This is a genomic window from Anaerovibrio sp. RM50 (genome assembly GCF_000622005.1).
Taxonomy (GTDB): Bacteria; Bacillota; Negativicutes; order Selenomonadales; family Selenomonadaceae; genus Anaerovibrio.
Genome location: NZ_JHWV01000017.1, coordinates 1 through 14,647, shown reverse-complemented (window position 1 = coordinate 14,647; position 14,647 = coordinate 1). Strand labels below are relative to the sequence as shown.

The window sequence follows — 14,647 nt, the reverse complement described above, 5'->3', positions numbered from 1 at the left end:
TACTAGTACAATCCATGCACCTTGTCAACAAAAAAAGGACTGTCCTCTCAGCAAGGACAGCCCTCTATTTAACCTTATTCAACAGTTACAGATTTCGCCAAATTTCTTGGTTTATCAACATCTGCACCACGGGTAATTGCAGTGTAGTAGCTGAGGAGCTGGAGTGGCAGAACTGCCAAAAGCGGTATCAGCAGCTCATCAGTGTTAGGAACAGAGATAACATGGTCCGCATACTTCTTCAGCTCAGTATCCCCCTCGGCAGCAATACCGATAACAACAGCATCACGGGCCTTAACCTCCTTGATGTTGCTGAGGGTCTTCTCGTAAACGCTCTTCTGGGTAGCCAGGGCCACTACAGGCACACCGGTGGTAATCAGAGCCAGAGTACCATGCTTCAGCTCACCTGCAGCATAAGCCTCAGCGTGGATATAGGAAATCTCCTTCAGCTTCAGGGAGCCCTCAAGAGCCACCTCATAGTCCAGGGCACGGCCAATGAAGAATACATCAGTGTTGAAGCCATACTTCTTGGCAAATACCTTAATAGGCTCCACATCCTCCAGAGTCTCACTGATCTGGGAAGGAATCTCACGCAGCTTGCCCAGGAGCTCCTTCATGCGACGAGGAGCAACAGTACCGCGGAGGCCTGCCATATAAGCACCCAGCAGGAACATAACGATGAGCTGGGTAGTATACGCCTTGGTGGAAGCTACAGCAATCTCAGGACCTGCCATGGTGTAAATAACCTGATCTGCCTCACGGGCAATGGAGGAACCAACCACATTGGTTACAGCCAAGGTCTTGGCACCCAAACGCTTGGCCTCCTTCATGGCAGCCATGGTATCACTGGTTTCACCGGACTGGCTTACCACGATGCAAAGGGTGTTATCATCAATAATTGGCTGACGATAACGGAACTCAGAGGCAATATCCACCTCTACCGGGATACGGGCCAGACGCTCAATATAATACTTGCCCACCAGACCTGCATGATATGCAGTACCACAGGCAACAATGAAAATCTTGGAGAAGGAATTTACATATTCCTCGGTCCAGCTGAGCTCCTCCAGAACTACAGCGGAATTATCCTTGGAAATACGGGAAGCCAGGGTATCACGAACTGCCTTTGGCTGCTCATGGATTTCCTTCAGCATGAAGTGCTCATAGCCGCCCTTCTCAGCAGCCTCAGCATTCCAGTTAACCTCGAATACCTTCTTGGTAATTGGCTCACCCAGACTATTGGTAATCCATACGGAATCCTTCTTTACAACAGCAACCTCACCGTCATTTACGATATAGGTGCGGCGGGTGCGGGAAATAATAGCAGGAATATCAGAAGCGATGAAATTTTCATCATCACCCAGACCGATAACCATAGGGTTGTCCTGCTTGGTGCAGATCAGCTTGTCCGGGTCATTCCTGCTCATGAATACGATGGCATAGGAGCCCTCAATACGCTTAATAACCTCGCGGACAGAAGCCTCGAAATCACCGTTGTATACTTCTTCCAAAAGATGAGGCAGAACCTCGGTGTCAGTATCAGACAGGAACTTGTGTCCCTTTGCCATAAGTTCTTCCTTCAGAGTCATGTAATTCTCGATAATACCGTTATGAACAACTGCAAAATCACCATGACAATCAGTATGAGGGTGGGAATTGTTGTCAGATGGACGGCCATGGGTTGCCCAACGGGTATGACCAATACCAATGCTGCCCTCAGGAACATTGCCCTCAATCTTCTCCTCCAAAGCAGCCAGACGACCTACTGACTTTTCCACGCGAATCTTTTCACCATTGAGAACTGCAATACCAGCAGAGTCATAACCACGATACTCCAGCTTGGTGAGACCCTCAATGAGGAATGGGGTAGCCTGCTTGCTACCAATGTAACCAACGATACCACACATAATAAAAACCTCCAATAAAAAACTGGAAGTCCCATGTCCTGCCCAAATACCGCTCTGTCCTGCCAGTCACCCGACAGTTTTAACAGTATTCTAACGACCGGCAAGCCGAGAGGCATCCGCTGATAAATCGACAACCTCTTCCTCGTCACCTTGCTTTCTGTCAAAGCAAGGCCATGCGCTAGAACCATAAGTTCTTTCAGTATATGAACATAAAGACTTCAAAAATAATATTACCGTGATTTTGACCCTAAAGCCAAAATCACGGTACGTATTATAGACTATTAATATATCTAAGTCAAGTATTATATACACATAGGAGGATAGTGTCCATACGGTGGCCTTTTTTACGTCGGCACTTAGTGAATGCAAGCCGAAAATGCTGCATGAGCTTAGTGTCCGCTACGTAAAATACAGAGCGCGAGCGTTCACCGTATGGATACTATCCGACTTTTTACATCATACCAGGCATGCCGCCCATTGCGCCTGCACCGCCCATAGGGTTTGCGGCACCCTCTGGAGCTGGCTTGTCAGCAACCAAGGTCTCAGTGGTGAGAACCATGGCAGCGATGGAAGCAGCATTCTGCAGAGCAGAACGGGTAACCTTTGCAGGGTCAACGATACCGTTGGCAATCATGTCAACATACTCGCCCTTGTAAGCATCGAAACCAACGCCAAAGTCGCTGTTCTTAACCTGATCAACTACTACAGAGCCTTCCAGGCCTGCATTATTTGCAATCTGACGAACTGGTTCCTCAACTGCGCGACGAACGATGTCAATACCAGTCTTAACATCACCCTCAGCCTCCAGAGAATCCAGAACAGACATGATGTCAATAAAGGTAGTGCCACCACCGGCTACGATACCTTCCTCAACAGCTGCACGGGTAGCATGGAGAGCATCCTCAACGCGGAGCTTCTTGTCCTTCATCTCTACCTCAGTTGCAGCACCGATCTCAATAACAGCTACACCGCCGGAGAGCTTGGCCAGACGCTCCTGGAGCTTCTCCTTATCAAAGTCGGAAGTAGTGTCAACAATCTGCTTCTTAATCTGCTCAATGCGGGACTTAATAGCGCCCTTATCACCCATACCATCAACAATAGTAGTGTTCTCCTTGGAGGAATGAACCTGACGGGCGCGACCAAGATCCTCGATAGTTACGCTGTCCAGCTTGCGGCCCAACTCCTCGGAGATGAGCTGACCACCAGTGAGGATTGCAATATCCTCCAGCATAGCCTTGCGGCGATCGCCAAAGCCAGGAGCCTTTACTGCCAGAGCCTTGAAGGTACCACGGAGTTTGTTTACAACGATGGTAGCCAGAGCCTCGCCATCAAGATCCTCAGCAACGATAACCAGCTCCTTGCCCATCTTAACAACCTGCTCAAGGATTGGGAGAATATCATTAACGGTGGAAATCTTCTTATCAGTAATGAGGATATAAGGATCGTTCATTACAGCTTCCATCTTGTCAGTGTCTGTAACCATGTAAGGGGAGATGTAGCCGCGGTCGAACTGCATACCCTCTACAACGGAAAGGCTGGTCTCCATGCCCTTGGACTCCTCAACGGTGATAACACCTTCCTTGCCAACCTTTTCCATGGCATCAGCAATGTACTTGCCGATTTCCTCGTCGCCGGAGGAAACAGTTGCAACCTGTGCAATTGCCTTCTGGGACTCAACTGGCTTGGAAACCTTCTGGAGCTCAGCCACCAGAGACTTAACAGCCTGCTCAATACCCTTCTTCAGAACCATAGGGTTAGCACCAGCAGCTACATTGCGCATACCCTCGCGAATCATGGCCTGTGCCAGAAGAGTAGCAGTGGTAGTACCGTCACCGGCGATATCGTTGGTCTTGGTAGCAACCTGGCGAACCAACTGAGCACCCATGTTTTCAAATGGATCCTCCAGCTCAATGTCACGGGCAATGGTAACACCATCATTGGTAATGGTAGGTGCACCAAACTTCTTATCAAGAACTACGTTACGGCCCTTTGGACCAAGGGTAACCTTTACTGCATTTGCCAATGCGTTAACGCCCTTTTCCAGAGCACGACGAGCTTCTTCATCAAATAAAATCTGCTTTGCCATTTTAAATGCCTCCAATAATCTATATTAGAAATAAGATAAACCGAAATTTAAGGATTGTTGGGATTACTCGATTACGCCGAGAATATCGCTCTGACGCATAATGAGGTAATCATTGCCATCAATCTTAACCTCAGTGCCTGCATACTTGGAATAGAGAACGCTGTCTCCTGCCTTAACCTCCATAGCAATGCGGTTGCCGTCCTTATCGATGCTGCCAGGACCTGCTGCAATAACCTTGCCCTTCATAGGCTTTTCCTTTGCAGTGTCTGCCAAAATAATACCGCTGGCAGTCTTGGTTTCTGCCTCAGCAACTTCAATAACGACTCTGTCACCTAATGGTCTGATCATATTTATCTGCCTCCTAAAAGATAGTTTGTAAACTTTTTTGTTAGCACTCCATATAGCTGAGTGCTAACTCCGAGTATTATGATAAATCTATTTGAGCAAAAAATCAAGTAAAAAGTCAAAAAAACAAAACTTCGTCTCCAAAAGGAAACGAAGTTCTGATGTCAGCGTATTATGATTATTTGGTTGCAGCGCGAATAATGGCCTCCGCAACCTCTTTTATTGTCTTTCTTTTTGCCATGCTGTATTTTTGAATGCGGTTGAATGCTTCACTTTCAGTGATATTATGGGCATCCATAAGAATTCCCTTGGCTCTGTCCAGCAGCTTGCGCATTTCCAGAGTATCCTTCACCTTGAAAAGCTCCTCCTCAAGGCCCTGCATATCCTGATATCTGGACATGGCCACCTCGATGGCAGGGAAAAGATTTGCTTCCTGAACCGGCTTTACCAGATACGCCTGTACTCCGGCATCACTGGCCCGTTTTACAAATTCCGGCTGACTGAAGGCTGTCAGCAGTACCACTGGGGCAATTTTTTCCTTCCCCACGATTTTGGCTGCCTCAATACCATCCATTTCCGGCATTTTTACATCGAATATACAAAGGTCTGGCTTCAACTTCTTGGCCAGCTCCACAGCCTTGCGACCGTTTGGTGCCTCACCCACCACTTCGTGGCCGGCCTCCTCCAGCAACTCCTTCATATCCATACGGATTAAGGCTTCATCATCGGCAATAAGGATTTTCAAGGGATTCATACTTACTCTCCTCCCGCATTACTTACAGGTATGTGCAAAATACAATGGGTGCCCTGAGCATTCTTCATTTCAAAGCTGCCCCCTATATCATCCTGCACCAAGGTCTTTATAATCTGCAGGCCCAAAGACTTTGACTTATTTATATCAAAATTTTCCGGAAGACCTATACCATCATCATACAGCTCTATCAGATAACCATCTTCCTCAATGGCAGTTCTAAGGCCAATCATACCATAATTTCGGCCCTCAAAGCCATGCTCTATGGAATTTAATATGAGCTCGTTAATTATTACCGCAAGGTTGCTGGCATTTTGGGAAGGCAGTACCACCTCCGGTCCCTCAATTTTGCTGGTAAGCTGAAAATCATTGGGCACCATATTGGGTGCCACCCGCTCTATTATGCCCTTGGTAACTTCATTGACATTTATTTCTTCCGTATCATGCTGGGACAAGAATTCATGGGCCACCGCCATACTCAAAATGCGGTTTGTACTTTCCTGGAGAGCGGCCTTCACCTCCGGGGACTTTGACCGCCGCCCCTGAAGTCTCAAAAGGCTGGCAATAGTCTGAAGGTTATTCTTGACCCGATGGTGGATTTCCTGAATAACCGCCGTCTTTATCTTAATCTCCCGCTCCTTTTTGCGAACCTCTGTAACATCGGAAAGCAGCAGAATCCGTCGTTGCATTACCCCTGCTTCCTCCAGCTTAATATCACGCTGAAGCAGTATCATGTCCCCTATCTGAATTTCCTTTTCAAAAGGGCGGCTGCTGTCGAAGGTTTCCCTATGGAGCATGGCACTTATTTCACGGTCGGGAAGCCTTGCCCCCAGCAAATGATTTATGCCCAGAGCACGATAAATTCTCTTGGCGGAGAGATTTACATAAGTTATGCGATTCATCTTATCCGCTATAACCACACCGGTTCCCGCAAAAATCGGGCTAAACATCTCCATGTCAATATTCCGCTTGGAATGATGCATAAGGAGCTCCGCCGTATCCAGCGTCTGATAATAATTGCTGCCGGAAGCGTATTCCTTGCTGGTCTCCAGCGTAATAACACCAATTATCTCGTTGCCTTCCTTAATGGGATAAGCGTACATATCAAGGGTCATGCCCAAGCGCCATTCCCTGCGGCCATGAATTGATTTTTCCTTCTCAAAAACATAGGCCACCAATGGCTCTGTCTGGGCCTGTACCATGCTGCCCACCTTGGGCAGCTCCACCTGGCTGTAGAAGGTATGGGGCTTGTGATGCTTCATAACCATATATACATCAGGAGTCTTTGTTTTAACATACAAAAGAAGGTGTGCATGGGCAAAATCCGCAATGAAACCAAAACAGCTTCCCATGCGCCGCAAAAGATCAATCTGCACCGCAGTTAAATCCGTATGCTGTCTATATATGGAAGTATCTGATTCATGATTATTGTGCCTGCTCATAATACTCTCCCCGTAATCTTGTGTAAATTGCCTTCCCCTCTGGGGAAGGGGGTCCATCACAGATGGTGGATGAGGTCACAAATCACTAAGGGCCAGTCCTGGTACTGCATTCAAATACAAGTCCGAATAATTCCCGGCCAAAGACTGATAATAACCACGGCAGCCTATCATAGCTGCATTGTCGGTACAAAGAATTTTATCCGGGAAGTAGAATTTTATATTATTCTTAGCTGTTACCTCACGGAGTCTCTTTTCCAGGGAGCTGTTTGCCGCCACGCCCCCAGCCAATACCAAGGTGTCACAGCCAGTCTCCTTTACGGCGTCCAAGGCCTTGGCCAGCAGTACCTCAATAACAGTATGCTGGAATGAGGCCGCCACATCAGCCTTGTTCACCTCAATGCCCTTCAGCTTCATGCTGTTAAGATAATTAAGCACAGCAGACTTCAAACCGCTGAAGCTGAACTCATAGTTCCCTTTCTCCTGCAAGGCTTTTGGGAAATCAATGGCCATTGGGTCTCCCTCCTGGGCCAGCTTGTCTATCTGAGGACCACCAGGATACGGCAGTCCCATAACCCTTGCCACCTTGTCAAAGGCCTCCCCAGCCGCATCATCTCTGGTCTGTCCCATAAGGCTGAAGGAATTATAATCCTTTACATGAACCAAAGAAGTATGTCCGCCGGAAACCACCAATGCCATAAATGGTGGCTTTAACTCAGGGGCACTGAGGAAATTGGCAAAAATATGGCCTTCCAGATGATTTACTCCAATAAGAGGCACACCCAAAGTGAAAGCCAGAGACTTTGCGGCAGATACACCCACCAACAGTGCTCCTACCAGCCCTGGGCCATAGGTTACCGCCACCTGATCAATATCCTTAAGTGTAACACTGGCTTTTTCCAGTGCTTCATCAATAACCGGCATCACATTTACAATATGCTTGCGGGAGGCAATTTCAGGCACCACCCCGCCAAATTTTCTGTGTATTGGAATCTGGGTTGCTATGATGTTGGAAAGCACAGTTCTGCCACCAACCAGCACAGCAGCGGAAGTCTCATCACAGCTGGATTCGATTGCCAGTGTAATAATCTTTTCTTTATCCTTATTAACCTTATCCATATTATTCTCCGTATCCATAACCAGCCTAAATATGGGTATTCCACATTATTTCAGCGTCCTCCACGGGACTGGTATAATATTTTGGTCTCTGGCCCACACTTTTAAAGCCCAGGCCCTCATACAATTTAATGGCAGGAGTGTTGGAAACCCTTGCCTCCAAAGTCATGGCCGTAACGCCACGGGCCTTAACCTCCTGAATTAACTTAAGGAGCATCTGCCGCCCAATTCCCTGACGTCGATAGTCAGGAGCTATGGCCACATTGGTAATACTGCCCTCATAGGCCAAGATCCAGCATCCCACATAGCCAATTACCTTGTTATCAGCATCCTCATCAATGGCCAAAAGATAATATGTATCGCTGCTGGAGGCATCACGCCAAAAGGATTCCCGGGACCATGGAGTGGCAAAGCACTGCTTCTCCACCTCAGCCACCGCATCGGCATCCTCCGGCACCATTTTACGAAAGCTAATCATTTTGCCTCCTGCTTCAGCTTTTCCTGACGCTTTTCCCAAAGCACCTCAGCCTCAGACTTCCTTATGTAAATAGGCTCCATATCCATAACGGACCCCACCTGGCCAGCGCCCAGCTTCTTCAGACCTGCCATAGCAATATTGGCTGCCCGTGGCATCATGGTGTGCTTAGGAGGAATGATGAGATTTTCCGGCAGGCCGTCCATCCTGGTCATCTTCTTGGAAACCATATCTCCTACAGCCACAACAGGACCATCAATCTCGCTGCAGATATTAATGGCATCATCCAGAGGCAGCACTTCAATGGACTTCACCTCATCAAAATCACTGCCGTTCCACTTATAATGAGCGGTATAAACATTGCCCTTCTGGGCATCAATAAAGCCTGCCACCCTGATTCCGGGAACGGGATAATGCCAGGCCAGGCCCTCCATGGTTGGAATACCAATGATTGGAATATTCAGGCCATAGGCTATGGCCTTGGCTGCAGCCAGTCCAATGCGAAGTCCCGTAAAGGAGCCTGGGCCAATGCTCACAGCTACGGCCTCAATTGCCTCCTTTTGGGTCCCAGCCATATTAAGAACCTGCTCCACATGAGGCAGCAATGTCTCGGAGTGGGTCAGCTTATTTTCTACGATTAACTCCGCCAGTAATTTTTTATTGTCTGCAACTGCCACACTTGAAACCATGGTGGCAGTATCCATTGCTAAAATTGGCACAGCTCTTCCACCTCCCGGAAAATATCTGTATAAACGTCCCCTCTGATATCAAAAATCAGGCGGCGCTGATTTTCGTCTGCTTCTGTTCTTTCAATATTAAGCAACACAAAATCATCAGGCAGACAGTCGGCAAACTTATCCGCCCATTCAATAACCACGATACCGTCAGGATCATCCACATAGTCGTAGAAGCCAATATCCTCCAGTTCGTACTCCTGCTCCAGACGATACAGATCAAAATGATAAAGGGGCAGTCTCCCCTCATAAACATTCATTATATTAAATGTAGGAGAGGTAACATCCTCATCAATCCCCAGTCCCTTGGCCAGATTCTGCACAAAGAGGGTCTTGCCCGCTCCCAGATCACCATATAAACAAATTACTATTCCCTCAGAAAAAAGCCTGCCTATTTTCTCACCTATGGCAGCCGTTTCCACCGGGGATTTTGAAACAATTTCAAACATATTTTTCTCCTGAAGAATTCATGCTCAAATCTCATATATGATACTGATACTAACAAGCGATTTTATCATATTTGCCATTTAATTACAAACTAATATAAAGGGAATATATAATTGCCATTATACTATTGGGGAAATAATTGACAAATAATCATTGAATTTTTACCAACCACTATGCTACTTTTAAACAAGAAATCATACACATATATTTTGGGGGGATTTATATGAAAAAAGGGATTGTGGCTGCCATTTCAGCCTTGGCACTGCCGCTGCTGAGTGGAAATGCCCTGGCTGCATCTGCGAGCTGAAGTATTTCTTTTAAAAGATTGTAGTTAAATTTTATTAATACAAAAATTAATCCCCCAAAGGTGTCAAACCCTTGGGGGATATTCTTATGGCACTACAGCCTCTTTTTTAATCACGAAGCTTACACTTAATCTTCACGATATTGCCGCCCACAACCTTAAATTCCAGCTTTTTAAAGTAATCTGTGCTGTAATAGGTATATTCCGTATCATCATAATCCCTGTCAATTTTGTCCGGTGCCCCATAAGCGGCAGTGATAGAAGCTTCATTCATGCCCACCTGAATTCCTGCCGGAGTCACATTACCGGCAGTATAGGTTTCAATTTCCTCCACCATATTAGGATTATAATCAGAACGCTCAATAACTATCCCATTGGAGAAATAAATCTTATCGCCGGCATACTGAGGATTCCCCAGCTTAGCAGTAGCCTCTGTTACTGAGGAACCGGGAGCAACGCCGGAAATTGCAATTACATCCGGTGAAACCATGGCACAGCAAAGGGCTGAAGCTGCCATAGTAAGACCTGCCACCGATGCTATAATCATCTTTTTCATACAAAAACCTCCTTAAAATAAACTTACTGGTATATTTATCGTCATTTTTGCACAATAATTTTGCTCTTGTCAAATTATTCTTTATTTTTGCAATTTTTAGGATATAATTATAGGTAAGAAGCTTAGTGTGTGTACTATTTTTAAGGAGGTACAAAATGGCTAAATATGTTTGCAGCGTTTGTGGTTATGTTCACGAAGGAGACGCTCCACCAGATGAGTGCCCTATCTGCCACGTTGGTTCAGAAAAATTCAACAAGGTAGAAGAAGGACAACAGCAGCTGGCTGACGAGCACAAGCTGGGAGTAGCCCAGGGGGTGGACTCTGAAATCGTTGAGGGGCTTCAGAAAAACTTCAGCGGCGAGTGTACTGAGGTTGGTATGTATCTGGCCATGTCCCGGGTAGCTGACCGCGAGGGCTACCCTGAGGTTGCAGAGGCCTTTAAGCGTTATGCCTGGGAGGAAGCAGAGCATGCAGCAAAATTCGCAGAGCTCTTAGGTGAAATCCTTACCGACAGCACTGAAAAGAACCTTAAAATGCGTGTAGATGCAGAGTTTGGTGCCTGTGAGGGCAAGAAAAAGCTGGCTGTTCATGCCAAGAAGCTTAATCTTGACGCCATCCATGATACCGTACATGAAATGTGCAAGGACGAGGCCAGACACTGCAAGGGCTTTGAGGGTCTTTTAAAGAGATATTTCGGTAAATAAACCAAAACAAAAAAGTCTGGGAAATGATTGTAATCACTTCCCAGACTTTTATTTTTATCCTATTTGCTGGATAAACTTCAGCGATTTCATCGGCTTGCCAAACATATTGTAAAGATAGCCCAAAAGCAGATTTTCTGCCTGCACCATTATACTGCCGCTAACCTTGAAGGCAGGCTTTTCCAGCCAGTCCAGCTTCAGAAGCTGACAGATAAATACCCGCATAGCCTCCGGATATTCCATTATATCCTTGTCCCCGGGCTGCACCATTTCCGGTAGCATTGCCCCACCCTCCTGTATGGAAAAAAAGGCATCTCCCTCAATATCGAGGCCACTTCTTACACATCTTTCATAGGAAAGCTGCATTCCGGAAAATTCCAAAATCTGAAAGGCCGCCGCCAGGGCCGCAATTCTGGGATTGCGGGTGCCGAAGGCATCAAAAACCTCCAGCAGCTTATTATACATATCCCCCTGGGGAAATCCCTCCACAGCCAGATTAGTGGCCAGTTCCGCCACAAAGGCGCCATAGGCCATTGCCGAAAAATCCGTGCTCATGGTGCGGTTGGCATGCTTTAAAGAAGCCTGACGGACAGTGTCCAGCCGGTTCCCCTTGGTAAGCTGAATATCCACCTCATTGAACATTTGCAGGGCTCCTGCCAAAGGGCTTTTAGGCCGGCGGCAGCCAAAGGCAGTTGCCGTTATTTTCCCGTGTTCACGGGACAGCAGGGTAATTATTTTATCTGCTTCGCCCCAGTTCTTTACCCCCAGCACCAGGGCATCAGTCTGATACTGTCCCATTATTCAAAACCGAATCCTTTAAGGATATTGTCACGGTTACGCCAATCCTTCTTTACCTTAACCCACAGGTCCAGGAAAACCTTGCCCCCCAAGAGCATCTGTACATCCTGACGGGCCTGGGCACCTATTTCCTTCAGCATGGCACCTTTCTTGCCGATAATAATTCCCTTCTGGGAATCACGCTCCACGTAAATAGTTACCCGTACATAGTTATCACCGTTATCGCGAATTTTCATTTCGTCCACATCAACGGCAATGGAATGAGGCACCTCATCACGTGTAAGATGCAGCACCTTTTCACGCACCATTTCCGCAATAATCAGACGCTCCGGCTGGTCTGTCACCATGTCCTCAGGATAATACTGAGGCCCCTTTGGAAGATACTTCTTTACTTCGTCCAGGAGGCCCTCCAGATTGTTTTCCTCCAAAGCTGAAATAGGCACAGTGGCGGCAAAATCATATTTGCCATTGTAGTTTGTAATAATTGGCAGAAGGGATTCCTTATCCTCCAACAAATCCACCTTGTTAATCGCCAATACAACCGGCTTTTTGGTGGACTTAAGACGTTCCAGAATATAATGCTCCCCAGGACCAAACTTCTCGTTGGCATCAACCACAAAAATAATGGCATCAACCTCCTGAAGGGTTCCCTCAGCTGCCTTTACCATATATTCACCCAACTTATCAATTGGCTTGTGAATACCCGGGGTATCCAAAAATACCAGCTGGGCATCTGGCTTGGTCAGCACACACATAATTCTGTTGCGGGTAGTCTGGGGCTTGTCGGACATAATAGCAATTTTCTGACCGATAAGACTGTTAATCAAAGTGGACTTCCCCACATTAGGGCGTCCGATTACTGCCACAAAGCCGGACTTATAATCCTTTGGCAGCTTCTTGGGTTCATTCTTGGGAATAGAATTGATATCAATTTCTACCCCCTTATTTTTTACCACATCAGGAGCCTGGGCCAATGGCAGCTGCATATCCTTGTCATCACCGTCATCCCGGCTGATACCCAGCTTGCCCATTACATAACGCTGCTCCTCTTCCATTTCCAGACGCTCTTCCTCATCCATGTGATCATACCCCATAAGGTGAAGCATACCATGAACCGTAAGGAAGGACAGCTCTCTTTTAAGGCTATGGCCATATTCCTTGGCCTGCTCCCTGGCCTTTTCCACGGAAATAATAATATCTCCCAAAATCTCAGTCTCAAGGCCACCTTCAATTTCCGGCTCCTCCTCCTGGCTGTCAGCAAAGGCAAAGGAAAGCACATCAGTGGGACGGTCAAGGCCGCGATACTGACGGTTTAACTCGTGAATATTTTCATTATTGGTTAAAGTTATGCTGACCTCGCCATTATCCACACCATAAAGGGGACCGGTAATCTCTGCGGCATGGCGGACAATTTCCTCGATTTCCGGCTCAAAATCCAAATTTTCAGGCTCACGGCTAATAATAACATCCATTGGCAAATTCTCCTATTAATCTTCTTTGTGGGAAGCCTCATAACGGTCATAGGCCTCCACTATCCTCGATACCACATCATGTCTTATTACATCCATGGCTTCCATTCGTACTATTTCTATACCCTTGACATTTTCAAGGACCTTGGTTGCTTCAAGTAAACCCGAGGTAACTCCCCGTGGCAAATCAATCTGCCCCGGATCGCCGGTTACCACCATCTTGGAGCCAAAGCCAAGACGGGTCAAAAACATTTTCATCTGCTTGGCAGTGGTGTTCTGAGCCTCGTCAAGAATGACATAAGCATTTTCCAAAGTACGGCCACGCATATAGGCCAAGGGAGCAATTTCAATAACCCCTTTGGTCATCAGCTTCTGATAAGTGTCCTGTCCCAATATATCCTGCAGGGCATCATACAGAGGACGAAGATATGGATCTACCTTTTCCTGCAAATCTCCTGGCAAAAAGCCCAGCTTTTCTCCCGCTTCCACTGCAGGACGGGTGAGAATCAGCTTTTCCACCTCGCGGTTACGGAGGGCCGCACAGGCCAGCACCACTGCCAGGTAGGTTTTGCCCGTTCCCGCAGGCCCCACCCCAAAGGTGATGGAATTCTTCTTGATTGCATCTACATAAACACGCTGTCCCAAAGTTTTTGGACGTACATGACGGCCACGTGAGGTAACCAAAATGGTATCCCCAAAAAGGCTGTGAAGTGCTTCACCCTTGCCACCTTTTACCAGACCTATACTGTATCTTACCTCGTGCATGGTAATGGCGTTGCCCTGTCTGTACAGGTACTGCAGCTCCCGCATAATCTTGGCAGCCGGCTCCACCTGTGAGGACTCACCGCTGATTTCCAGCACCTCTCCACGGCTAATGAACCGGGCGTCAAAACTCTCCATCAGTACACGAACATACTCGTCTCTTTCTCCCAGCAAAGCCATGGCTTCGCTTCTATCGGCAAATTCAATAATTTCTTCTGATATATTCTGCAAATAGGCACCAGACCGCCCTACTGCAGCCTGGTGATTTCACCTCGCTTATAATAATCCTTTTCTGATTCTAAAAATACTTCATATTATTTTACCTTAAACCATGCTAAAATAAAAGCCCCAACAGTATTTTTTATTGACATTGATAAAATCATTTTGTTATAATGTTTATTGCTATGGAGAGGTGTCCGAGTGGTTTAAGGAGCTGGTCTTGAAAACCAGTGATGTCGCAAGGCACCGTGGGTTCGAATCCCACCCTCTCCGCCATATATGGAGTGGTACTCAAGAGGCTGAAGAGGACGGTTTGCTAAATCGTTGTAATGTAGAGGCTTCGCACAATTCTGTCAAGTTTGTTCACAGTTTGACACTTGGTTGTCCACAAGGTGTCCACAGGTTGTCCACAAACTTTGGTGAGAGAAAGAGAGTATGACATATTATATAGAAGGAAACTGACATTTTTGAGTGTCGGTTTCTTTTTTTTTCGGCTAAAAGTAACCTTTTTCAGGGACTTTTTGAAAAAACCACCCTATTT

At 46.7% G+C, this 14,647-nt stretch carries 14 protein-coding genes, 1 tRNA gene and 1 pseudogene; 2 read left to right on the top strand and 14 right to left on the bottom strand.

All coding sequences use genetic code 11. From position 1 onward, the window contains the following. Window positions 1-74: 74 nt before the first annotated feature. From glmS to T525_RS0109230, 10 genes are all read right to left on the bottom strand, one after another. On the bottom strand, window positions 75-1,904 hold the full coding sequence (gene glmS, locus T525_RS0109280) for a glutamine--fructose-6-phosphate transaminase (isomerizing) (RefSeq protein ID WP_027406974.1): 1,830 nt from the start codon (window positions 1,902-1,904) through the stop codon (window positions 75-77). A gap of 451 nt (window positions 1,905-2,355) precedes the next feature. Continuing rightward, complete coding sequence (gene groL, locus T525_RS0109275) at window positions 2,356-3,990, bottom strand: chaperonin GroEL (protein WP_027406973.1); 1,635 nt, start codon at window positions 3,988-3,990, stop codon at window positions 2,356-2,358. Window positions 3,991-4,053: 63 nt separating this feature from the next. After that, window positions 4,054-4,338: a co-chaperone GroES gene (gene groES, locus T525_RS0109270; protein ID WP_027406972.1), complete on the bottom strand. Its 285-nt coding sequence runs from the start codon at window positions 4,336-4,338 to the stop codon at window positions 4,054-4,056. Window positions 4,339-4,513: 175 nt separating this feature from the next. Beyond that, complete coding sequence (locus T525_RS0109265; protein ID WP_027406971.1) at window positions 4,514-5,089, bottom strand: ANTAR domain-containing response regulator; 576 nt, start codon at window positions 5,087-5,089, stop codon at window positions 4,514-4,516. A 2-nt stretch (window positions 5,090-5,091) separates the two neighbouring features. Then, window positions 5,092-6,528 carry a histidine kinase N-terminal domain-containing protein gene (locus T525_RS0109260; protein WP_037325578.1) on the bottom strand — a complete coding sequence of 479 codons (1,437 nt, stop codon included), beginning with the start codon at window positions 6,526-6,528 and terminating at the stop codon, window positions 5,092-5,094. A gap of 75 nt (window positions 6,529-6,603) precedes the next feature. Further along, window positions 6,604-7,644, bottom strand: coding sequence for a tRNA (adenosine(37)-N6)-threonylcarbamoyltransferase complex transferase subunit TsaD (tsaD, locus tag T525_RS0109255; protein ID WP_027406969.1), 1,041 nt, complete (start codon window positions 7,642-7,644; stop codon window positions 6,604-6,606). A 25-nt stretch (window positions 7,645-7,669) separates the two neighbouring features. Further along, window positions 7,670-8,119, bottom strand: a complete 450-nt coding sequence (rimI, locus tag T525_RS0109250) for a ribosomal protein S18-alanine N-acetyltransferase (RefSeq protein ID WP_027406968.1) — start codon at window positions 8,117-8,119, stop codon at window positions 7,670-7,672. After that, entirely contained in the window at window positions 8,116-8,835 is a 720-nt protein-coding gene (tsaB, locus tag T525_RS0109245) for a tRNA (adenosine(37)-N6)-threonylcarbamoyltransferase complex dimerization subunit type 1 TsaB (RefSeq protein WP_027406967.1), read from the bottom strand. The genes rimI and tsaB overlap by 4 nt, the downstream gene beginning before the upstream one ends. Further along, window positions 8,823-9,299 (bottom strand): tRNA (adenosine(37)-N6)-threonylcarbamoyltransferase complex ATPase subunit type 1 TsaE, encoded by a 477-nt coding sequence (gene tsaE / locus T525_RS0109240; protein ID WP_027406966.1) that lies wholly within the window; start codon window positions 9,297-9,299, stop codon window positions 8,823-8,825. The genes tsaB and tsaE overlap by 13 nt, the downstream gene beginning before the upstream one ends. 411 nt (window positions 9,300-9,710) lie before the next feature. Then, entirely contained in the window at window positions 9,711-10,157 is a 447-nt protein-coding gene (locus T525_RS0109230; protein WP_027406965.1) for a hypothetical protein, read from the bottom strand. 155 nt (window positions 10,158-10,312) lie between these two features. On the opposite strand from T525_RS0109230, the gene T525_RS0109225 reads away from it, so the two are divergent. Continuing rightward, window positions 10,313-10,861: an NADH peroxidase gene (locus tag T525_RS0109225; RefSeq protein WP_027406964.1), complete on the top strand. Its 549-nt coding sequence runs from the start codon at window positions 10,313-10,315 to the stop codon at window positions 10,859-10,861. 54 nt (window positions 10,862-10,915) lie between these two features. Here the strand turns inward: T525_RS0109225 and recO are convergent, their stop codons facing one another. From recO to T525_RS0109210, 4 genes and pseudogenes are all read right to left on the bottom strand, one after another. Continuing rightward, window positions 10,916-11,656 carry a DNA repair protein RecO gene (gene recO, locus T525_RS0109220; RefSeq protein WP_027406963.1) on the bottom strand — a complete coding sequence of 247 codons (741 nt, stop codon included), beginning with the start codon at window positions 11,654-11,656 and terminating at the stop codon, window positions 10,916-10,918. Further along, window positions 11,656-12,549, bottom strand: coding sequence for a GTPase Era (gene era, locus T525_RS16060; protein WP_027406962.1), 894 nt, complete (start codon window positions 12,547-12,549; stop codon window positions 11,656-11,658). The genes recO and era overlap by 1 nt, the downstream gene beginning before the upstream one ends. Window positions 12,550-12,663: 114 nt before the next feature. Next, a pseudogene (gene ybeY / locus T525_RS16550) lies at window positions 12,664-13,128 on the bottom strand (rRNA maturation RNase YbeY); the annotation flags it as partial. A gap of 15 nt (window positions 13,129-13,143) precedes the next feature. Beyond that, a complete protein-coding gene (locus tag T525_RS0109210; protein ID WP_051533531.1) occupies window positions 13,144-14,067 on the bottom strand; it encodes a PhoH family protein in 924 nt (307 codons plus the stop codon). Window positions 14,068-14,293: 226 nt separating this feature from the next. On the opposite strand from T525_RS0109210, the gene T525_RS0109205 reads away from it, so the two are divergent. Then, window positions 14,294-14,382 (top strand) — tRNA-Ser (locus tag T525_RS0109205). Window positions 14,383-14,647: the final 265 nt, after the last annotated feature.

Bases quoted from the DNA above. Each gene is read 5' to 3' on its own strand.
- glmS (WP_027406974.1), bottom strand. From the start codon at position 1,904: ATGTGTGGTATCGTTGGTTACATTGGTAGCAAGCAGGCTACCCCATTC.
- groL (WP_027406973.1), bottom strand. From the start codon at position 3,990: ATGGCAAAGCAGATTTTATTTGATGAAGAAGCTCGTCGTGCTCTGGAA.
- groES (WP_027406972.1), bottom strand. From the start codon at position 4,338: ATGATCAGACCATTAGGTGACAGAGTCGTTATTGAAGTTGCTGAGGCA.
- T525_RS0109265 (WP_027406971.1), bottom strand. From the start codon at position 5,089: ATGAATCCCTTGAAAATCCTTATTGCCGATGATGAAGCCTTAATCCGT.
- T525_RS0109260 (WP_037325578.1), bottom strand. From the start codon at position 6,528: ATGAGCAGGCACAATAATCATGAATCAGATACTTCCATATATAGACAG.
- tsaD (WP_027406969.1), bottom strand. From the start codon at position 7,644: ATGGATAAGGTTAATAAGGATAAAGAAAAGATTATTACACTGGCAATC.
- rimI (WP_027406968.1), bottom strand. From the start codon at position 8,119: ATGATTAGCTTTCGTAAAATGGTGCCGGAGGATGCCGATGCGGTGGCT.
- tsaE (WP_027406966.1), bottom strand. From the start codon at position 9,299: ATGTTTGAAATTGTTTCAAAATCCCCGGTGGAAACGGCTGCCATAGGT.
- T525_RS0109230 (WP_027406965.1), bottom strand. From the start codon at position 10,157: ATGAAAAAGATGATTATAGCATCGGTGGCAGGTCTTACTATGGCAGCT.
- T525_RS0109225 (WP_027406964.1), top strand. From the start codon at position 10,313: ATGGCTAAATATGTTTGCAGCGTTTGTGGTTATGTTCACGAAGGAGAC.
- recO (WP_027406963.1), bottom strand. From the start codon at position 11,656: ATGGGACAGTATCAGACTGATGCCCTGGTGCTGGGGGTAAAGAACTGG.
- T525_RS0109210 (WP_051533531.1), bottom strand. From the start codon at position 14,067: ATGGCTTTGCTGGGAGAAAGAGACGAGTATGTTCGTGTACTGATGGAG.